At 31.9% G+C, this 19,439-nt stretch carries 14 protein-coding genes and 1 pseudogene; 4 read left to right on the forward strand and 11 right to left on the reverse strand.

Features of this window, described 5'->3' with window-relative positions:
• Positions 1–66: 66 nt before the first annotated feature.
• The gene (locus tag ABEG63_RS04040; protein ID WP_346583152.1) at positions 67–1,203 is read left to right on the forward strand and encodes a serine hydrolase; all 1,137 of its coding nucleotides are present in this window, start codon (positions 67–69) and stop codon (positions 1,201–1,203) included.
• Between the two features lie 21 nt (positions 1,204–1,224).
• On the opposite strand, the gene ABEG63_RS04045 is transcribed toward ABEG63_RS04040, so the two are convergent.
• The 10 genes and pseudogenes from ABEG63_RS04045 to dinB form a co-directional block, all read right to left on the reverse strand.
• On the reverse strand, positions 1,225–1,917 hold the full coding sequence (locus ABEG63_RS04045) for a DUF4113 domain-containing protein (protein WP_346583658.1): 693 nt from the start codon (positions 1,915–1,917) through the stop codon (positions 1,225–1,227).
• Positions 1,918–2,061: 144 nt separating this feature from the next.
• Positions 2,062–2,469: pseudogene (locus ABEG63_RS04050) on the reverse strand (SOS mutagenesis and repair protein UmuC); the annotation flags it as partial.
• A 180-nt stretch (positions 2,470–2,649) separates the two neighbouring features.
• Positions 2,650–3,993 carry a putative phage abortive infection protein gene (locus ABEG63_RS04055; RefSeq protein ID WP_346583153.1) on the reverse strand — a complete coding sequence of 448 codons (1,344 nt, stop codon included), beginning with the start codon at positions 3,991–3,993 and terminating at the stop codon, positions 2,650–2,652.
• A 14-nt stretch (positions 3,994–4,007) separates the two neighbouring features.
• Positions 4,008–5,987 (reverse strand): ATP-binding protein, encoded by a 1,980-nt coding sequence (locus ABEG63_RS04060; protein ID WP_346583155.1) that lies wholly within the window; start codon positions 5,985–5,987, stop codon positions 4,008–4,010.
• Positions 5,984–7,324, reverse strand: coding sequence for an SIR2 family protein (locus ABEG63_RS04065; RefSeq protein WP_346583156.1), 1,341 nt, complete (start codon positions 7,322–7,324; stop codon positions 5,984–5,986). The genes ABEG63_RS04060 and ABEG63_RS04065 overlap by 4 nt, the downstream gene beginning before the upstream one ends.
• Before the next feature lie 814 nt (positions 7,325–8,138).
• Positions 8,139–9,158 (reverse strand): site-specific integrase, encoded by a 1,020-nt coding sequence (locus ABEG63_RS04070; protein ID WP_346583158.1) that lies wholly within the window; start codon positions 9,156–9,158, stop codon positions 8,139–8,141.
• A 6-nt stretch (positions 9,159–9,164) separates the two neighbouring features.
• Positions 9,165–10,154, reverse strand: a complete 990-nt coding sequence (locus tag ABEG63_RS04075) for a tyrosine-type recombinase/integrase (RefSeq protein WP_346583159.1) — start codon at positions 10,152–10,154, stop codon at positions 9,165–9,167.
• 7 nt (positions 10,155–10,161) lie between these two features.
• The gene (locus ABEG63_RS04080; RefSeq protein WP_346583161.1) at positions 10,162–11,385 is read right to left on the reverse strand and encodes a tyrosine-type recombinase/integrase; all 1,224 of its coding nucleotides are present in this window, start codon (positions 11,383–11,385) and stop codon (positions 10,162–10,164) included.
• Positions 11,386–11,741: 356 nt separating this feature from the next.
• Positions 11,742–14,801, reverse strand: a complete 3,060-nt coding sequence (gene dnaE / locus ABEG63_RS04085; RefSeq protein ID WP_346583162.1) for a DNA polymerase III subunit alpha — start codon at positions 14,799–14,801, stop codon at positions 11,742–11,744.
• A gap of 18 nt (positions 14,802–14,819) precedes the next feature.
• Complete coding sequence (gene dinB, locus ABEG63_RS04090; RefSeq protein WP_346583164.1) at positions 14,820–15,968, reverse strand: DNA polymerase IV; 1,149 nt, start codon at positions 15,966–15,968, stop codon at positions 14,820–14,822.
• Positions 15,969–16,029: 61 nt separating this feature from the next.
• Here dinB and ABEG63_RS04095 point away from each other — a divergent pair, with 61 nt between their 5' ends.
• The 3 genes from ABEG63_RS04095 (at position 16,030) to ABEG63_RS04105 (ending at position 17,792) form a co-directional block, all read left to right on the forward strand.
• A complete protein-coding gene (locus tag ABEG63_RS04095) occupies positions 16,030–16,803 on the forward strand; it encodes a LexA family transcriptional regulator (RefSeq protein ID WP_346583166.1) in 774 nt (257 codons plus the stop codon).
• A gap of 37 nt (positions 16,804–16,840) precedes the next feature.
• A complete protein-coding gene (locus ABEG63_RS04100) occupies positions 16,841–17,062 on the forward strand; it encodes a hypothetical protein (RefSeq protein WP_346583168.1) in 222 nt (73 codons plus the stop codon).
• 121 nt (positions 17,063–17,183) lie between these two features.
• A complete protein-coding gene (locus ABEG63_RS04105; RefSeq protein ID WP_346583170.1) occupies positions 17,184–17,792 on the forward strand; it encodes an alpha-ketoglutarate-dependent dioxygenase AlkB in 609 nt (202 codons plus the stop codon).
• Between the two features lie 12 nt (positions 17,793–17,804).
• Here ABEG63_RS04105 and ABEG63_RS04110 read toward each other — a convergent pair whose 3' ends face one another.
• Positions 17,805–19,436, reverse strand: a complete 1,632-nt coding sequence (locus ABEG63_RS04110) for a hypothetical protein (RefSeq protein ID WP_346583172.1) — start codon at positions 19,434–19,436, stop codon at positions 17,805–17,807.
• Between the last annotated feature and the right edge of the window lie 3 nt (positions 19,437–19,439).

A 19,439-nucleotide genomic window follows, 5' to 3' on the forward strand; every position in this document is an offset into this window, starting at 1 on the left:
GAGAAATTAGGGCTTTTTTTATACACTTTTTTTGAATAGATTTGTTTTACACTAATCATTCAAAATATGTGGTTAATAATTCTGCAAACGGTTCTTATTGTTTTAGTTGTAGCCATTATTCTTATGTATCTTTTTGGATATGGCTATCTCTTCAGTGGCATTTCCAAAACGTATTTGCGGGGAAGATCCACCGCTTATATTGATGACGGAAAACTTTTTACAAGCAATATCATTAAAACTGCTTCACCTAAAATTTGGGAAGAATCTTCCAGTTATAATAAAACTGATTTACCGAAAAATATAGTTGATGATTTAATTCATGCCAATACCGCCGCTTTTATTGTAGTAAAAGACAGAAAACTAGTTCATGAACAGTATTGGAACGGCTATCATCAACTTTCACATACCAACTCTTTTTCCATGACGAAAGCGATTACGGTCATGCTTTTGGGAAAGGCGATTGAAGAAGGAAAAGTCAACAGTATTGATGATCTGTTTTCAGATTATTTTGATGAATTTAAAACAAAAGGATTCGGAAGAAGTTTAACGTTAAAAAATTTAGCCCAAATGGAAGCCGGACTCAATTGGGATGAAGATTACAAAAATCCTTTTTTGCCGACTGCCAAAGCCTATTATGGAAGAAGTTTGATGAAAGCTACTTTTTCAAGAAAATTTAAAGAAAAACCAGGCGAAAGATTTGAATATCAAAGTGGAGCAACGCAATTATTAGGTTTTGCCCTGAAAAAAGCATTAAACCAGACCTTAGCAAGTTATCTTTCCGAGAAATTCTGGATTCCGTTGGGAATGGAACAAAATGCAGAATGGAGCACCGACGAAAGCGGCATGGAAAAAACGTATTGCTGTATTCACTCCAACGCAAGAGACTTTGCCAAGTTGGGACAATTATTTTTGGATGATGGAAAAGTAGATAGTGAACAAATTCTGAATCTTGATTTTATTAATCAAATGAAAACGCCGACAGAAAAATCTGAGGAAATTTACGGAATGGGCTTTTGGATCAATTATGATAATCCTATAAAACACTATTATTTTCTTGGACTTCAGGGACAATATATTATCATGGTTCCTGAACATAATATGGTGATTGTAAGAACTGGAAGTTATAATAATCTGCCAAAAAATGACCGCGGAAGACCAGATCAGGTGAAATTTTTAGTCAATGAAATGGTGAAGTTATTTTAAAAGTTTAGAATAAATTTTTGTTTAATGAAATCTGAAATTAGCTTCTGTAAGCGTATTATTCTTCAAAAAAGCTTCATATTCGGGAGATAATTGTTTTCGGCCAAAAGTATTTTCACCGCTCATGCTTCCGAGACGCACTTTGTCTTTTCCAAACTTTTTATTCATGGCATCCATTGCTTTCATCACCGGTAAATGCTGGTTCTGGGTATCTTCTTCAAAAAGATTGATCAAGCGCTGATCTTCAGGAACAAAATCATTCACGATAACGCCAGCTTTTTTATAATGAAAACCTTCTTTGTAAATAGCTTCAAACAACTCATTCACAACCCTTCCAATCAAAATGGAAGAATTGGTAGGATTAGGAAGAATTTTCGTCATGGCATTTCTATACTCTGGCAAATCTGTTCTGAAACGATTGGTTTGAACAAAAACAGTCACCATTTTGCAACACGTATTTTGTTTTCTCAACCTCTCGGAACAGTACATCCCAAAGGTTTCTACACGTTCGCGAACATCTTCTTTTTTGGTCAGCATTTCCATGAAACTTCTCGTGACCGCGATTGATTTTTTAGGTGAAGGTGAATCTAATTCTAATTGGCGAATGCCTTTCAATTCATTGATCATTCTTATCCCGTGAATTCCCATAATCTTACGAACCCACATTTCAGGTTTTTGTAATAGATCCCAAGCTTTGTGAACTCCATTATCATGCATTTTAGCACCTAAACGTCTTCCAATTCCCCAGACATCGCCGATATTCAGCCATTTTAAAGCAATTTCAATTTTTTCGGGAGTATCTAAAATAAAAACTCCATTGAATCTTTCAGGATCTTTTTTTACAATTCGATTGGCTATTTTACATAAAGTCTTGGTCGGGGCAATGCCTATGCTTACAGGAATATTGGCTTTTTCTTTAATTTCATCCTTGATTTTAATACAATAATCCTGAATGTTAACATATCGAAAGCTCGTTAGATCTAAAAACAATTCGTCGATACTATAAACTTCAAAATCTCTTTCGCCGACATACGATTTTGAAATTTCAATAACCTGCTGACTTTTAAAATTATACAATTCAAATTTTGCTGAAAAAGATTGTACATCATGTTTTTTAAAAAGCTCTTTATACTTAAAAGCAGGAGCCGCCATCGGAATTCCCAAATCTTTGGCTTCTTTACTTCGGGACACAACACATCCGTCGTTGTTGGAAAGTACCACGACTGGTTTGTTTTCAAGCTCGGGATCTAGCGTCCGTTCGCACGAATTATCAAAAGCTTTCGATAAATCAGCTTATCAAAAGTTAAACATTATCAAAAGCCAGAATTAAAAGTAATTAAATATCAATATTTTACATTCGTCTTATTCAATATAACTTTTGATAATATAATCCTAATGCATATCTGAAAAAGTCATTACATATTATGTAATGGCTTTTTGTATCCATCCCTATAAAAAACTTGAATCTTCAAAAAAACCTACTTTTTTTCCAGCAGGAACACCCAGAATTGTAAAAATATCTATACTATCATCTATCAATAATATTTTCTTGATATTATGAATCATTTTAAATTGTGTGAAAAATTTGTTATTACCATTTTCCCAATTTTTACCGATCTGGCTATGCCAGTTGTAAAATAGCATGACTTGTTCGTAGTCAGATATTGTTGATCTAAGAATACGTAAATATTTTAATTTATCATTATTACTTAAATTTAATTTTGGATCTGCGTATACGACAAACTTTACCATAGCAAATAGGTTACGATAATATTGTGGTAAAAAGTGCATATAACCTTTAAAAGGCTCATAATTTACTTTTAACCATAGTGTTTTCCAATCTCCATTTCTTCCTTGATAGAAATTTTTGTATTCTTTGGTACCATCTATTTTATAAATTTTTCTTAGGTTTTTTAAAATTTCAAAAGCCAATAACATTGATTGTTCATCAATACTAGTTATTGTTTTATCTTCATCATATTCTTTTGAGTACTTATTTAACCCTTTAAAAAAAGTATTATAAGAGACAATAAAAATTTTCTCTTTTATATTGGTAGTAAGATTTCCTTCTGATAAACTATGCTGTTGTTTGTAAGCTTCACGAAATACTCTATCAATTACTTTTAATTCAACGACAAATTTTTGAAATACGATTTGATCTCGAGTTATATAGTCTATAAAAGGTCTTTGATTTGTAGATTGCGTTGAATTTCTTCTATTTTCTTTACTCTGCAATGTTGAAGCTATTTTATCACTTAAAACAGTAGTGGTATTTTGCGATAATACAACAGTTGAATTATCAGGGTTTTTATAACCAATTATTGAAAATTTATCTTTATTGTTTAAGTAAACATCCACCATTTTTTGAAATTGATTTTCAAATTGTTGTAATCTAAATTGATGTTGTACTTGAATATTGGCTAAGTATTGTATATAGAACGCAATAAAGGTAAAAATAATGCCAGTAAATCCAATGAGGACTCCGAAATACCCTCCTAAAAAGTCACCAATATCACCTAATCCAAATGATTCTTTGCTTTTACTAATAATACTATAATCTGTAACATTGTTGTTTTTGTTGACAACTTTATCTGATTTAATATTTCTATTTACCAAAATTGTATCACTGACTTCTTTAATATTCTTTTGTTCGGTTGTATTAAATTTTTCATTTATCCCATTTAAAAGTTCATTTTTGGAAAAATACTTATATGCATGGTAAGTTGAAAAACCAGCCAATATAATACCAATTAAACATGCTATAATTAATATAACTCCTCTTATTATTTTCATGGTCTTTTTAGTTTTTATAATTTTACTTTGTGGTTTTTAGGTTTAAACCAATTATTACTGATTTCATTATTATCACTTTTGGGTTTTGGATTGGCATTATTTACTTTAAAAGTCGTAGGTAAATTCACTGAATGCCCGAATATTAAAGCGTGTTGCGTTGGAATTGATGGAAGACGTTTTAAAACAGTTTCTGATATATGAGGCGTTATTTGTCGTATATGGGATAAATCTTCAGGATTTTGAATTCGATGTACAATAAAGTTGCTACACTGTGACAAGACTGTTTTCGATAGTTCGCTGGGTCTCTGAGATGAAACCAATAAAAACATCCCGTATTTTCTGCCTTCTTTAGCTATGCGTTCAAAAATTTTATTAGCATCTCCAAATACCTTCCCTGAGTCAGTTGATATATATCTATGAGCCTCTTCTAAAACTAAATTGACAGGAAACATATTACGATGTTCAGCAGTTTTAAGCTTTTCAAATATTAATCTAGATAGAACACATGAAATAATCTCTACGGTTTCATCATTAGCAGAGTTTAAATCTATTATTATTATTTGGGACTTTTTCTGATCAGAAGTTAACGGATCATCAACTCCTAAATACTTTCTTATGAAAGATTCAATATCTTCATTGGAATTACTATTTGTAAGAAATTTAAAATCATCTCTCTCCTTTATACTTTTAAAACGTGTTATCATTGAAGAACTATAATCTCTGATTTGTTTATTTCCATGATATTCTTCATATAACAAAGCTATTTCGAGAGCTTGTTCCAAATCACTAAAATTGAATTTATCAAATGCATATCTTGGATCAATATCAATATCTTCTTTAATATAGTAGCGAACAGAATTTTTAAAATTTTCTTCTTTTGTATTTGCTAACTGATCTCCAGGTTTATCAGCGAAATTCCCATATTGTGAATTAAATTTTGAAAAATCAACTTTATGGGATGCAGGGAATTGTGCTTTCTGGATTAATGAAACTATTCTTTGTCGCTTTGCAACAGGGCTTTCCCAGTGCTCAAAAACATACATTATGCTACAAGCGTAAATATGAAACTTTTTTTCTGGAGACATATGTTGTGTAAAACCTAATGCATTTCTTAAGATTGGTAATTGTGATTTTTCGCTTGCCTTGAGTAACAATGCCCATTCGTCAATATTCAAAAACCAATGTGGAAGTATAAACTTTTTATTTTCATCATCTGCTTTTAAATCATCGATCGTAAAGGTTTTCACCTCTATATCATCGTTTTCTAAGTTAGCTTTTTCAAATGCCTGGCGATATTCTCCATTTACATCAAAAAAAATAAAAGTACTTCCCGTAGCACTATAATTTTTAAATCTATATAATGTTTGTAACATTGAAGCAATTGTACAAGATTTACCACTTCCAGTATTTCCTAAAACAGCAGAATGACTCCCAAAAAATTTATCAATATCAATTTTTACATCATAATCTGGGAAAATGATCGACTTTCCGATCGGCAAAGAAGTATATTTATTTTCACATGTACAATTACCTTGGTTACATTCTTCTGTTTTTTGACAATTTATATCTTTAAACTTATCTGTTTTAAAAATAACATCTAGCTCAAGCTCTTTAATATATAATACATCAGAATATAAAGATGGATAAACACTAACACCAAATTCAAAATCTGTTTCGTTCTTGCTATTAACCTTTATAGTCCCAATTGGCAAAACATCTAGAAATTTTCCTGCCTGTATTTTACTGAGGATTTGATCAGTTGGGTTAGAGAATGCAAGATTTAGATCCTTTTCCCTCACACCTGCAACTTCTGCTACAATATAATAGTTCTGGTAAGGAATAATAACATAACTATTTAACTGCGCGAAATAATGTATATCATCATAACCATTCATATTAAAATTATCCAGTCCACTTAAAAGTTCTACGCTAAAACGATCAGAATTAATTGTTACTATTTTACCAATTACTCTTTGTTTATCCTCTTTTGTCATTTTAGTAAATCTTTCAAATTATTTAATGTCGTTTCCATTTTTTTATCCAAATCGTCAGCTGTTAAATCAGGTAACATTTCATAAACAAAACGTCTGAAATAATGCAAAGGATAATCAGAACTATCCGATTCATTCTTGCCTCCAATAATCCATATTCTTGAATCATTTAACCTTTGTAGCTTTTCAATAGAATTTCCATTTTTAGGCTCGCCAACTACAATTAATCTGAAAGACGGAATTGTAAATGCTTGAAATATTATGTTGTTTATATGTTCATCACTAAAACTATATCCAAGTGTTATAAGAATATTATTATTTTGCATTAGCTTTTTTTGGAACTCTCTGAATAAATCTGAATATGGACTACCAAGGCTAGCATTATATTTTAAAGGAGTAGGATGAATCATGATATTATCTTTTTCTTTTAAAATATCATATTTTGCTTCCTGAATTTCACGAACTTTAAAGAGTTTGTTTTCTCCTTGTTCTTCAATCCAATTTACTGAACCATGAATTTTATAGAGATAGAAAAAATTATCTATAACACTCCATTTAGATTGTGACAAATCCATTTTCTCTGCAAGTGCATAATTAAAAATTGCTGGATTAAAGAATTTACTTATTCCACCTGTAAAACCATTTACATAATGAATTCCGAGTAAATCCATTGCACGTTCTGAGTATAAATCATAGTTTGTTGTGAATATATTCAGACGTGGTAATGTTGAATTTCTGGAAAGAAGTTTTCTATAAAATTCCTTATATAATTCAATTAAATCATTATCATTTCCAGAAGTGATATTTGATTCATTAATACATTTTAATAATAAAAAATTTCTGGCACCTACTATTATTGTTTCTATTTTCTGAAAATCAGTAAGGTCGGAGAATTCTTTTTTGTTTTCACTTACTATTTCTGCTGCCTCTTGCTTCTCAGTATCACTTAAAACACTTAAATGATAGAACCACAAATTATGAAGAGTTGATAAAAAAGTTTCAAGGTTGGTTGCAAATGGAGAAATATTTACATCGATTTTTAAGTTACTTTTTAGCCATTCCTTTTTTTCCTTAAAATCTTCAGAACCATAAAATTCCTTTGCCATAGGTACCATAATTGGTATTCCTATTTGGATTTTTTCCTTTATTGGCTTACTTTCAGTTCCGGACACCTTTTCAACTTCATAAGATGAACAACCACTACCTAATAAAAATGATAAATTCTTATTGTCAAGTACCTTTAAAAAAGCATCCTTAATTTTTTGGGTTGGTAAATCTTCAGATTTAGTAGTTTTGGATTCGAGAGTATTCTCGTTTCCTTTATAAAAAAATAACGGCATGTTTAAGTCTGGTTTTTAGTTTTATGCTAATTATATTTTACTGAAAATTAACATCATAGCAAATATCAATAAATAATTTCATATTAACAATACGGTTTCCCATAAACACATACCTGATTTTACATACTTGTTATCAGTGTAGGATTAAATGATTTGGAGATAAACTTTTCCAATAAAAAAAGAACTACCAAAATCAGCAGTTCCTTTTTATATTCCTAAATTAGTAGAAAATCTATCTCATGACCATTTGCTTCCCAACTTCCCTTTTTAAGTATAATTACTTGACTTTTAAATATGTAATCGCTTTTTGCATATTTTTTTAAAAAAATATAAGTTATACTTGCAATAGTAAACTTCCCTCCGTTCTGATTAAAAATAAAGGGTTAGATTGCCTTTTGGGTCGGAGTAGATTATTTTTCATTAATATATTGCTGTAACAAACTAACCTGTTCTTTTTGTAATAGTATATCCCTTTGCTTTTGCCCTTACTCTTATAGCATGGATCAATTCATACACATTACGGGCTTAGATCGACAAAGACGGTCTTGAAATATTTTATATCTCTGATTAAAGTATGGTTTTTAATAAAAAAAAACTCTACCACTTGAATGGTAGAGTCTATTAAATAATTTTTTTTAATTTTTAAGAAAAAGAACTGTTCAGGCTTTGAAAACCCTGCCGAAGCTGTTCAGATTTTGCTCGCCCTGTTCATATTTCTAAGACAAATATACATATTAATTCTTTTAAGTTTGATAAGTGAAAATAAATTTTCCTATAATTTTATAGAAACTAATTTTGGAAACATTTAATGATATTAAATCCCCAAGTTTGTTAAAAAATCTATCTCATCATCATTTCCTTCCCAAGAACCAAGTTTTCCTTTTTCTGGGATTACATCTTGGTAAGCTGCTTCAAGAGCATCTCGTTTTTGTTTTGAATCAGCTCTTGCATATCTTTCCGTCGTTTGTACACTTACATGTCCTAAAATATCTCGAATGTAAACAATATTAACTCCACCTTGTAAAAGGTGCATTGCTTTAGAATGCCTAAACACGTGAGGACTAATAATTTCAGGAATCAGCTGATTATTAACTATTCTAGCACTTTTTGCGTATTTCTTTAAAATATAAGTTATACCTGCAGGAGTAAGCTTTCCTCCTCCTCGATTAAAAAATAAAGGGCTAAATTGTTTTTCAGGCCTGAGCAAATGATTCTCTTTGACATATCGTTCCAATAAATTAATTTGTTCTTTCAGCAAAGGAATGTCTCGTTGCTTATTACCTTTACCTGTTACTCTTATACGATAAGGATATTCAAACCTTACACATGACGGGCTTAAATCTACAAGCTCCTGAACCCGCATCCCACTATCATATAATAGCGCCAGCATAGCCAAGTCCCGTCTAGAAGCCAAAGTTTCTACAGATATCTGTTTAAGCAACAACTGTATACCTTCTAAAGACAAGTAATTCATTACTTTTGAAAATCCTTTTTTACTTTTAATTGATCGGATATTTTGCCACTCAGCTAATCTGTCTGGTACTTCATATTGTAAATATTTACAAAAAGAACAAATGGCTCCGTAACGATTATTTCTTGTTGAAATGGAATTTTTGCAATGTATTTCAAGCCACATTAAGAAATCTTCTATAGATTGCTTATTTAAATGTTTTAATTCTAATTTATGAGGAGGGATACCTTTTACTTTACTCATAAATGTCACCAATAGATTAAAGCTTTTTTTATATGCTCTTATAGTATTGGAGGAAGCTCCATAATTTCCAGCAAGATATTTATGGAAAAAACTTTGTAAGTATTTTGCAAAATCTGTCATAGCTAATTAATTTTGAGTGATTTTTGGAAAAATTAAAGATGTCGGATGTTCTAGCTGTATTATTCCAGGAAACATTTCGTTTGTCAGCCTAACATAATTATTGGTTGACCTTGGATCGTTATGACCTAAAAACACAGAAATCATAGGCAATGCACAATAAACATCTATGTTATTACGCACCATCTTTGCAAGGCTATGAACAGCAGCGGTATGTCTTAGGTCATGAATTCGTGGAGGATTTCCTCCCGACTTTGAAGATATCCCTGCTATATTTAAAATTTCACAAAACCAACGTCTAACACTTTCTCCCAGACAGCTTTTTCCTCTTTGTGTAATAAAAAATGCTGACTCAGGTAAAAGAATTTTTTCTATTGGATTTTTGTCTCTAAATTCTTTGTACTGTAGCAATACTGGTAATAACGAATCATTTATTGCTGCGAGTCTTTGAGTATTATTTTTAGAATCGTTTATTACTATTGTTCTTTTTTCAAAATCGATATCTTTATTTTTAATTGCTAATGCTTCACCAATTCTTAGCCCTGTACTATAGAGCAATCGGAGCATTGCCGGCATAGTAAAAATCATGGTTTGCGAATATTGATAACTGATCTTTAAAGAATTTGATAGCAAAAATATAGTTTGAATTTCTTCGTGAGTAAAAATATACGGAATATAATTATTTTTTGCTCCTTTTCTATAAGGAATCGGTACATAACAGTCTATACCTAAATCACGCATATAATTTCCTAATTGAATCCAAGCGTTGTACTTCATGTATAAAGACCGATCACTATCATTAGTTCTGGTTTTTCTCCATTTATTTACAATCTCTTCTCTTATAAAATGGTCTTTCATATTGTAATCATTACAAAATTTATCGATCTCCAATAAAATCCATTTAAGTGCCGATGAATTATATCCTTTAAGCCCTCTCTCTTTTAAAAACCCCTGAATATAAGGCGCTAACTTACTTGTATATACAAATTTTTTATCCATATTTATTTTATTTAAAATTTGCTTGTAAGTAAAAATTATCATCAACCACTGGTACGTCTAAAGAACATTCAAGTAAATTTTCCACACTAATGTGTAAATAATCCATTGTTACGCTTGTATTCGAATGCCCTAATGTATCTGAAATTATTGATATTGGAACTCTATTCTTCAATAAGTTTGTTGCTAAGCTATGTCGCAGTGCATGACTACCATGCTTTCTGGTACTATAATCAATACTGGCTTTTTTCAAATAATGACGGATATTATTATAAAATGCATTACTTGTCATCGTTGTATATGGGCCAAGGTCTCTTAGAAATATATACTTTGATTTTATCTTAGGCCTACCATTTTTGATATAATCAATTAATGCTTCCCCAATATCTACCAATAAGGGTAATTCAATAGGAACTTTTGTTTTATATTGTTCCAAGCGAATTATATTATTCTTCCAATCAATATTAGAAAATTTAAGATATCTAATATCAGAAGATCTCAACCCTAGTCTAGTCGCTAGTAAAATCATAGCATAATCTCTTTTACCCTTTGATATTGTTCTATTTACATTCTGTTCAAGCCGTAAAATTTCATCCGCTGTATAATATGTCTGGATTTTATTTCTAACTCTTATTTTTAGGTGATCTAAAATCTTTGCCGTCCGACGATCAATGATTCCATCATCATAAAGTTTTTTTAGTGCAGCCCTTAATATTGTTGCACTGTGATCTTTGCAATTTCTTACCGATGACATAAAATCAAGAAGTTTTTCAGCAGTAAGATCTTTCAGTGATGATACATTTTCGTATTGCATTCGCTCACAAAATTTGTAAAGACATCGATAATAATTATTTCTTGTATTCGTTTTTAATTTTTTCTCAATGACGTGTTTCTCTAAAAACTCTGTAAAATAAGGACCTATGTGCCCTGGAAATGGCGCATCATACTTTGTTCGGGAAATTCTTAATATCCAACGTTCCTGAAGCATCCCATTTAGCAGTGTAACGTAACGTGCATCATAGTGGTGGTACTTACGCTTTTTGATAATCGTATCCCTATATTTTAAATAGGTCTCTCCCAATTCCGGTGTATAAATCTCAGTTGATTTTTCTTTCATGTATGCGAGAAGCCTGTTGTATTCTGTAGATAAGCGTTCTATCATACTGCTTGAATATATATTCTCTTTAATATACGTTTCAAGTTGTAAGTGTAGTTCATGAATGTTTTTGTTCATAAGTATTGATATAAAGTTTAACAATAATTGATTAAGTATTGGAAACTGAGTATCGTTATCACTCTATATCACTTTGATAATTAAATTTTTAGTGAAAAATTTAATTAAGATATTTTTTTATTTAGCAATATTTTTTATATTTGCTATAAGAAAATAAGATATAGGGGACAAAAGAATTCTCTTTTTTCCATATACTTTTATCGAACAAATAAAATCTGTTAGTGCTCCAAATACTAGGCAGATTTTTTTGTTTACACAAACTTATAAAAAAAATATAAAACTCAATAACTTTTTATTAAAAAACAGCCATAAACATAATATATATTATGAATATTATAAATATTATGAATATTATGTTATTTTTTATCAAAAGTAAATCTTGGTAATTCAATCTCATGAATTTGTGGATAAGGTTGCCTAGAAGTCATACTTACATCTTCTTTAATCTGTCGATGAATATCATATTGTTTTTCCTTATCATAAGAATAACGTGGGTCAGGAATCATCGGCATCTTTGCCATCTTGTGAATAGTAATCGTTGGAAAATGATAATCTACTTCTACGGTTCCCAGCAGCAAATAACAGCCTCCTCCCTGAAAACCATATTGTTTCAGACTATCCGGAAAATGAGCAGTATCGAAATAATCTCCGTTCGCATCGATCCAGGTCCCGAAATACATTTCTCCTTTTTTCGTCGGGACATGCTTTCTGGCAATAAGGTAAGCCAGCATTTTCACCTGCTTTTTATGGAATTTCAATAAATCACTTACGAAAACAGAACCTCTATATTTGGTATGTAGCAAATCAAATGGACTACATGAAACTGGAAAACCCATCAATTCAATTTCATCAAAAGCATCCTCAAAATTTTCTCTTTTGAGTTCAGGAAGCTTAAACTCCTGGACAGGTTCTTCAATCAACATTAAACCTCGATTCTCCGGTTTAAAATTCACCAATAATACTCTTGCCTCCACAAGAAGTTCATTTTTTTGTTTCCCTGTAAAGCGAAATGCTCCGATAAAAATTAAGGCCTGAATCGTTTCAATACCTATCGGAATCCGTTTGATAAAGTCTTGTAAAGATTTATAATCTCCATTTTTTTCTCGTTCATCAACAATTCCGTGGGCAATTCTTGTCTCTAGCCCCTCCAAAAGCATCAACCCTAAAAAAATAATTTTATCCTTTAAAGTAGTCTGAAATTCACTTGAATTCACACAAGGCACTTGGACATTTCCTCCCGACATTTTCGCTTCATGGATATATACTTCTGTACGGTAAAATCCTCCCTGATTATTGATCACGGAAACCATAAATTCCAAGGGATAATATACTTTCAGATATAAGCTCTGATAGCTTTCCACTGCATACGATGCCGAATGTGCTTTACAGAAAGAATACCCTGCAAAGGATTCAATCTGTCGATACGCTTCAGCAGTAAGTTCTAATGAATGCCCTTTATCTTTACAGGATTTAAAAAAATTAGCCTTTACTTCCTGAAGCTTTTTAATGGAGCGCCCTTTTCCACTCATTGCTCTTCGCAGAATATCTCCATCAGCCAGCGATAACCCTCCAAAATATTGAGCAATTTTGATGACATCCTCCTGATATACCATAATTCCGTAAGTTTCTTTTAAGTGCTCCTCAAATACTGAATGGAAATACTCAAACTGATCCGGATGATTATGCCTGAAGATATATTCCCGCATCATACCACTTTGTGCTACTCCTGGCCTGATAATGGAGGAAGCCGCAACTAATATTCTGTAATTGTCACATTTTAATCTTCTTAAAAGTCCACGCATTGCCGGAGATTCTATGTAAAAACAGCCGATTGTTCTTCCTATCGCTAAATATTCATTAGCTTTTTCTTCATCTTTAGAAATGCTGGTATCACGGATATCAACATCAATTCCTCTTGTTTTTTTAATAAGATCTACAGTATCTTTTATCGTTCCAAGACCTCTTTGAGATAGAATATCAAATTTTTCCAACTTAATATCTTCTGCTACATTCATATCGAACTGAACAATAGGAAATCCCTTCGGTGGCATTTCGAGTGCAGAATAATTGGTAATAGGTTCTTCAGAAATCAAAATTCCACATGCATGCATACTTCTTTGATTTGGAAACCTTTCCATCAACCTTACATATTTGTGGATTGTTTGGACAACAGAATTCGTTTCGTGAACTTCCATTGGCTTTTTCGTCAATTCGTCCAGCTCATCTTTAGGCAGCCCAAAAGCTTTTCCAACCTCTCTGAATCTCGATTTATATTTGAATTCCACATTAGTTCCGCAGAAAGCGACATGGTCTTTTCCGTAACGACTGAAAATATATTCTAGAATTGTATCTCTATTCTGCCAGCTCCAGTCGATATCAAAATCCGGAGGGCTTTTCCTGTTAAGGTTGAGGAATCTTTCAAAATATAGATCAAGCTCCAAAGGACATATATCGGTAATTCCGATGCAGTAACTGACAATAGAGTTTGCTCCACTTCCGCGACCGACATGCATGAATCCCATTCTATTACTGTATCTTACAATATCCCATGTAATCAGAAAATAAGAACAGAAGTTGAGTTCATCAATCACTTTCAGTTCTTTCTCTACTCTTACCTTTGCGATTTCATGATCTTTACCATAACGTTTTTTAAGCCCTAAATATGCTAATCTTTTCAAAAGTTTTACATCAGATTCCTTGGACTTTGTATAATATTGCTTATTCTTAACTTTTTCAAAATCAAATTCAAAGTTGCAGGTTTTCAATAATTGTTCGGTATTCTTAATGATTTCGGGATATCTTTGAAAAGCTTTGATAATTAAATCTTCGGATCTTAAATACTCTGATTTCTTGCAAACATCTTGCTCAGCCAGTTTTGACAATAAAGTATTATTATCAATAGCCCTTAAAATTCTATGAAGATTATATTCTTTTTTAGTACTGAATGTAACCGGCTGAAGAACCACCATTTTCGGAATCAAGCCTACAAATTTAGGGCGAATCAACAAATTCAATTGTTCTTCCCGAACTCCAATAAACTCATTTTCTTTGAGCTTTAAAGGAATATTGTCTATTGGATAAACAACAAAAACATTTTCAAATATGGGAGCGATTTCAGAAAGCTCGCTTCCATGGCAATTGTAAGCCGTCAACACTTTATTGACTTCACCAATTCCAGAGAACTCTTTTGCAATAGCAATATAAAGCAGTTTATTCTCTCTTCTGACTTCGATTCCGGCAATAGGTTTAATTCCTACTTTTTCGCATTCTTTCTTAAAATCATAAATAGCAGTAATCGTATTGATATCCGTCAGTATTAATTCTTTGACACCCAAAGAATGTGCCTGCTGTACCAATTCTTCTACCGATAAAGTACCGTAACGAAGACTGTGGAAAGAATGACAATTTAGAAACATAATAGAAAAGTTTATAAGTTATTTTCCAAAATCAAAACCGGATGCTCTACCGACTGCATCAACGCCAAATCGATTCTTCAAATAATCCATCGTCTGGTACAAGCTCATCTGTTCTTCCGTATCTTCAAACAAGTTCATCTGATGGTTACCGTGAACAAGCCCGGTAAACCGCAACCCAACCAATCTTAATCTCATCCTTCTTGTGTATACTTGGTTGAAAAGTTCAAGAGCCACTTTCGAAAGTGTATGATCCGCTGAAGTATAAGCTATTTTATGCTGTTTCGTTTCCGTATCGAAATTTGCGTAACGGATCTTGACTACTACTGTTGAAGTCAGCCATTTTTCCTGCCTTAATTGATAAGCCAATTGTTCAGCCATTCCTGATATCAGTCTTTTCAGTTCCATGATATCCATTGTATCATTCGTAAAAGTTCTTTCCGTTGAAATCGATTTTCTTTCTGAATAAGGAACAACAGGATTTTCATCAATCCCATTCGCCTTTTTCCAAAGTTCTTTTCCATTGACTCCGATCATTTGCTGAAGTACCAGTACCGGCATTTCAGCTAAAGTATGAATGGTTCGAATTCCAATTCTTGATAACAATTGAAAAGTCTTATCACCAACCATCGGAATCTTTTTAATAGATAGAGGGTTTAAAAATGATTGCACTTCTATTTCTTTAATTTCTAGTCTTCCCAAAGGTTTTGATTCTCCTGTTCCAATTTTTGAAACAGTTTTATTCGTAGATAAGGCAAAACTTATGGGAAGTCCAGCTTCTTTTTTTACTGCTGCAGCAATTTCCTGTGTCCATTGATAGCAGCCGAAAAATTTATCCATTCCGGTAAGGTCCAAATAGAATTCATCGATACTTGCTTTTTCCAACACAGGTGCTTTTTCCTGAATAATCTGAGTTACGGTATGGGATAAATTGGAATACAATTCATGGTCGCCCCGAATCACTTTTGCATCCGGACATAATCTGAGTGCCATTCGAATAGGCATGGCTGAGCGCACCCCAAACTTACGTGCCTCATATGAACACGACGCAACCACTCCACGGTCACCACCTCCAATAATCAAGGGGATCCCGTCAAGCTGAGCGTTATTACGCCTCTCGCAGGACACAAAAAATGTATCCAGGTCCATATGTACAATCGCACGGTTCATGCCACAAAATTAGATACTATTTGTATCATTTTTCATATATTTGCAGATACAATTTGTATCAATGTCAATTTTTTCAGATAACATCAGGTTTTTAAGGACTCAAAAAAAATTATCGCAGCAGGAACTTGCGGATCAAATTTTAATGAGCAGGGTGCGTTATTCTAAATATGAGGACGGACGTTCGGAAGCTCCGTATGAGCTGCTCATCAGAATTTCGAAATATTTCAATTTAAGTATTGATCTGCTTCTTACTGTGGATATTAGGAAATATCCGCTAGAAGATGTATTGAAACTACCGGACAACAGAATTGTCCTGCCGGTGGTCGTAGATCAATTAGGAAACAACAGTATTGAAATTGTACCTCAAAAAGCATCCATGGGATACTTGTCCGGCTACAGTGATCCAGAATATATTGAAAGCTTACAGAGAATCTCGTTACCTTTCCTTACAAATGGAAAATATAGAGCTTTTCCAGCTCAGGGAGATTCGATGCCACCATTTAAAGATGGTTCTTATATTATCGGAAAGTATGTTGAAAATATTGATGACCTGAAACCAAATAAAAGTTATGTTTTTGTGACTTTAAATGATGGTATTTCTTATAAAAGATTTACCTCCAGAAATAAGAAATCAATAACTGTTGCTGCTGACAATTCATTTTACAAACCTTATGATATCCCCTTAAGAGAAGTTGTTGAAATCTGGCAATATGCATCAGGAATTTTTCCCGAAGACTTTGAACCTGATAATTTTGAAAACTATAATTTTAAACATATGTTCCTTGAAATTAGAAGAGATATTCAAGAATTAGATCAAAAGCTTTCAAAAAAATAAATCTTTCATATGCAATCATTTATAAAATATTAAGATTATGTTTATCTCTTATTATGATTTTCAGAACTTACCAGACCGTAAGGCGCAATATGATTTCACTATTGCTCATGGACTTTTTATCAATGAACGGACCACTTCCCAATCAAAATATATTCTTTATAAGGTTTCGAGCTTTTCGGTAGAGCTTATTTATGATATTGCTCATGATAAAATCATTAATATAAACGTTTTTGAAAATAGCTCTTCCCACACAAAGTAAAATCAATTCATAAAAAATCCTGTTCTATTATACATACAACAGGATTAAAAACACAAATGATGAAAAAAAAATCCCGTATCAACGGGGTAAAACAAATATAATATTAAAAAAGAATACAGCAATGAATCAGCTGAGTTTATTTGATACGGAAGAATTTTATGAATTTCCAAAAAATCTTTTGGAATACAAAAAGAATTTTCTAAGCGAGGAAGAAGCTGACCAGCTAAAAAATAAGCTACTGAAAACAACACCTTGGGAACAACGTACTCAAAAAATGTATGATAAAATGATATTGACTCCACGTTTGACAGCTTGGTACGGCGATACAAAATCTTACAGTTCTGAAGAAAATAGAAAACCGACGAATCCTTGGCTTCCTGATCTCTTAGCATTAAAGCAGAGAATAGAAAATGAATTTGGTTATCAATTCAATGGTGTTTTACTGAATCTTTATAGAGATCACAATGATTCTGTTGCTTGGCATCGAGATAAAGAACGCAAATATGGGAAACGACCAATTATTGCTTCAATAAGCCTTGGACAAACAAGAAATTTTGACTTTAGAAAAGTAGATTATCATCAGAACAAATACAGCCTTCCTCTTCCTAATGGGTCATTATTAATTATGAAGGGTGATTTACAAGAGCACTGGGAACACAGAATTGCCAAGTCTGACATTCCAATGAAGGAACGAATTAATCTAACTTTTAGACTTCGAATTAAATTTTGAAATAATTTATATTTAAAATTCACTAGATAATTCTAAAGTTTGGAGGTCAAAAGTTTGAAAATAAACAGGCAAATTAAATGTATTTCTCAGATGATATATATATTTTTTTGCTTCTTCCGTATCTCCGAGTTTCTGTGAAACAATTACTAATTTTGTTGCATTATTATTACTGACCCAACAGGAATATTCAAGAAGTTGCCCTAATGCTTCTCTGATAGAAGTTCTTGAAGAATTGTAGGATTTGATTTCATAAAATATAAATTCATCCTCTAACTTAACAACCATATCAATTTTATTATTTCCATAACCCGCTCTAAGTTCATCATGTACATTATTTTCACCATATTTAGATTTTAACAATGATTTTAACCCTTTGGCTATAGCCTTGTGAACATATTGTACTTCAATAGGTTTCGCAATCCTTTCATAAAAGGAACTTTCAACCGTGTTGTCAATATCAATATTAATCTTATCAGCCTTCTTCAATATTGTTGGGAATTCAAACCCTTTTGTAATTGTATCAGGTATTAAATCTTCTGAAAATTTCCCAAATGTATACCTTGTTAGATTATATATTTTACTATCTTTCGGAAGTTCACAATAATCTGCGTTTAATCTCAGATTTTTAGGCAGAAATCTTACATTAAAAAGATCTACACCTCTCCAATTTGAAAAACCTTTAGTATTTGCACCGCTTTCACGAATTTGATTTTCCATTTCATCGTGCCAATTTCTTTGAATATAAATATCTTTAATCCTATCGGCTTCATCAACAGTAATGACTTCAATATTATCAATTTCACCAATCCAATAACGTTTTTTTGTAACATGATCTATTGTATATAACCAAACAGTATATGTATTATTAGTGTAAGCAGATTGCTGTTGTCTAATCGGTTCCAAAAAGCCATAGTGATAACCATCAATTAATTTACTGGTTTCAAAAAGCCATTCTTCATGACCATAACCGTATTGTCCCTCATGAGTATCTTTATTTTTGCTTTTACCTAATGGTCCTGAGGGATTTACCCAACCATTAGTATTCCAAGTCAATCTTGCAATCCTTTTTTCAACAGTAACATCACCAAATTCAACCTTTTCGTAAACTTCAATTAATCTATCAAAACATAATAGTATCTGCTGAATATCAGCAGTATCAATATCATTAATTTGTTTTGAAAAAAATTTACCTATAAAAATAAAGTTTTCTGCCTGAAACATACGATCATCAATTCCTTTAACATTATCATAAAATTCAGCAAAACTTCCATCGGAATAATACCACATTGAAAATCCTGAAAAAAAATGGGGATTAGTTAAAATAAAATTATTAAACCTATTTATCTTTGGTCTAAACTCTGCCTTAGAGTAATGCAAAGTTTTATCCTCATTAAGCGAAAACCCTAAACCATATCTAAAAACTGTTTTACCATCTAACCAATCTTCACCAATATTAAACTGAAATTCTTTTCTACCACCTGAATGAAAAGCATAGTCCCACTTAATTGATTTCGAAGAAAATATTCCCCAAGTATTTGGTCTTTTTTTTAAATATTTAAATCTTATCTCTTGTAGTTTTGAAAAAGGGGTTTTATCCTTAAATGTTAGTTTATTTAACTTAGAAGCAATTTCAGCTATATCCATCGT

Source organism: Chryseobacterium sp. C39-AII1, from assembly GCF_039672645.1.
GTDB lineage: Bacteria > Bacteroidota > Bacteroidia > Flavobacteriales > Weeksellaceae > Chryseobacterium.

What these genes read in the sequence shown, in the direction of transcription:
- ABEG63_RS04055 (WP_346583153.1), bottom strand. Translation starts at nt 3,993, where the DNA reads ATGAAAATAATAAGAGGAGTTATATTAATTATAGCATGTTTAATTGGT.
- ABEG63_RS04110 (WP_346583172.1), bottom strand. Translation starts at nt 19,436, where the DNA reads ATGGATATAGCTGAAATTGCTTCTAAGTTAAATAAACTAACATTTAAG.
- ABEG63_RS04070 (WP_346583158.1), bottom strand. Translation starts at nt 9,158, where the DNA reads ATGACAGATTTTGCAAAATACTTACAAAGTTTTTTCCATAAATATCTT.
- ABEG63_RS04100 (WP_346583168.1), top strand. Translation starts at nt 16,841, where the DNA reads ATGTTTATCTCTTATTATGATTTTCAGAACTTACCAGACCGTAAGGCG.
- ABEG63_RS04065 (WP_346583156.1), bottom strand. Translation starts at nt 7,324, where the DNA reads ATGCCGTTATTTTTTTATAAAGGAAACGAGAATACTCTCGAATCCAAA.
- dnaE (WP_346583162.1), bottom strand. Translation starts at nt 14,801, where the DNA reads ATGTTTCTAAATTGTCATTCTTTCCACAGTCTTCGTTACGGTACTTTA.
- ABEG63_RS04105 (WP_346583170.1), top strand. Translation starts at nt 17,184, where the DNA reads ATGAATCAGCTGAGTTTATTTGATACGGAAGAATTTTATGAATTTCCA.
- ABEG63_RS04095 (WP_346583166.1), top strand. Translation starts at nt 16,030, where the DNA reads ATGTCAATTTTTTCAGATAACATCAGGTTTTTAAGGACTCAAAAAAAA.
- ABEG63_RS04075 (WP_346583159.1), bottom strand. Translation starts at nt 10,154, where the DNA reads ATGGATAAAAAATTTGTATATACAAGTAAGTTAGCGCCTTATATTCAG.
- ABEG63_RS04080 (WP_346583161.1), bottom strand. Translation starts at nt 11,385, where the DNA reads ATGAACAAAAACATTCATGAACTACACTTACAACTTGAAACGTATATT.
- ABEG63_RS04045 (WP_346583658.1), bottom strand. Translation starts at nt 1,917, where the DNA reads ATGCATGATAATGGAGTTCACAAAGCTTGGGATCTATTACAAAAACCT.
- dinB (WP_346583164.1), bottom strand. Translation starts at nt 15,968, where the DNA reads ATGAACCGTGCGATTGTACATATGGACCTGGATACATTTTTTGTGTCC.
- ABEG63_RS04060 (WP_346583155.1), bottom strand. Translation starts at nt 5,987, where the DNA reads ATGACAAAAGAGGATAAACAAAGAGTAATTGGTAAAATAGTAACAATT.
- ABEG63_RS04040 (WP_346583152.1), top strand. Translation starts at nt 67, where the DNA reads ATGTGGTTAATAATTCTGCAAACGGTTCTTATTGTTTTAGTTGTAGCC.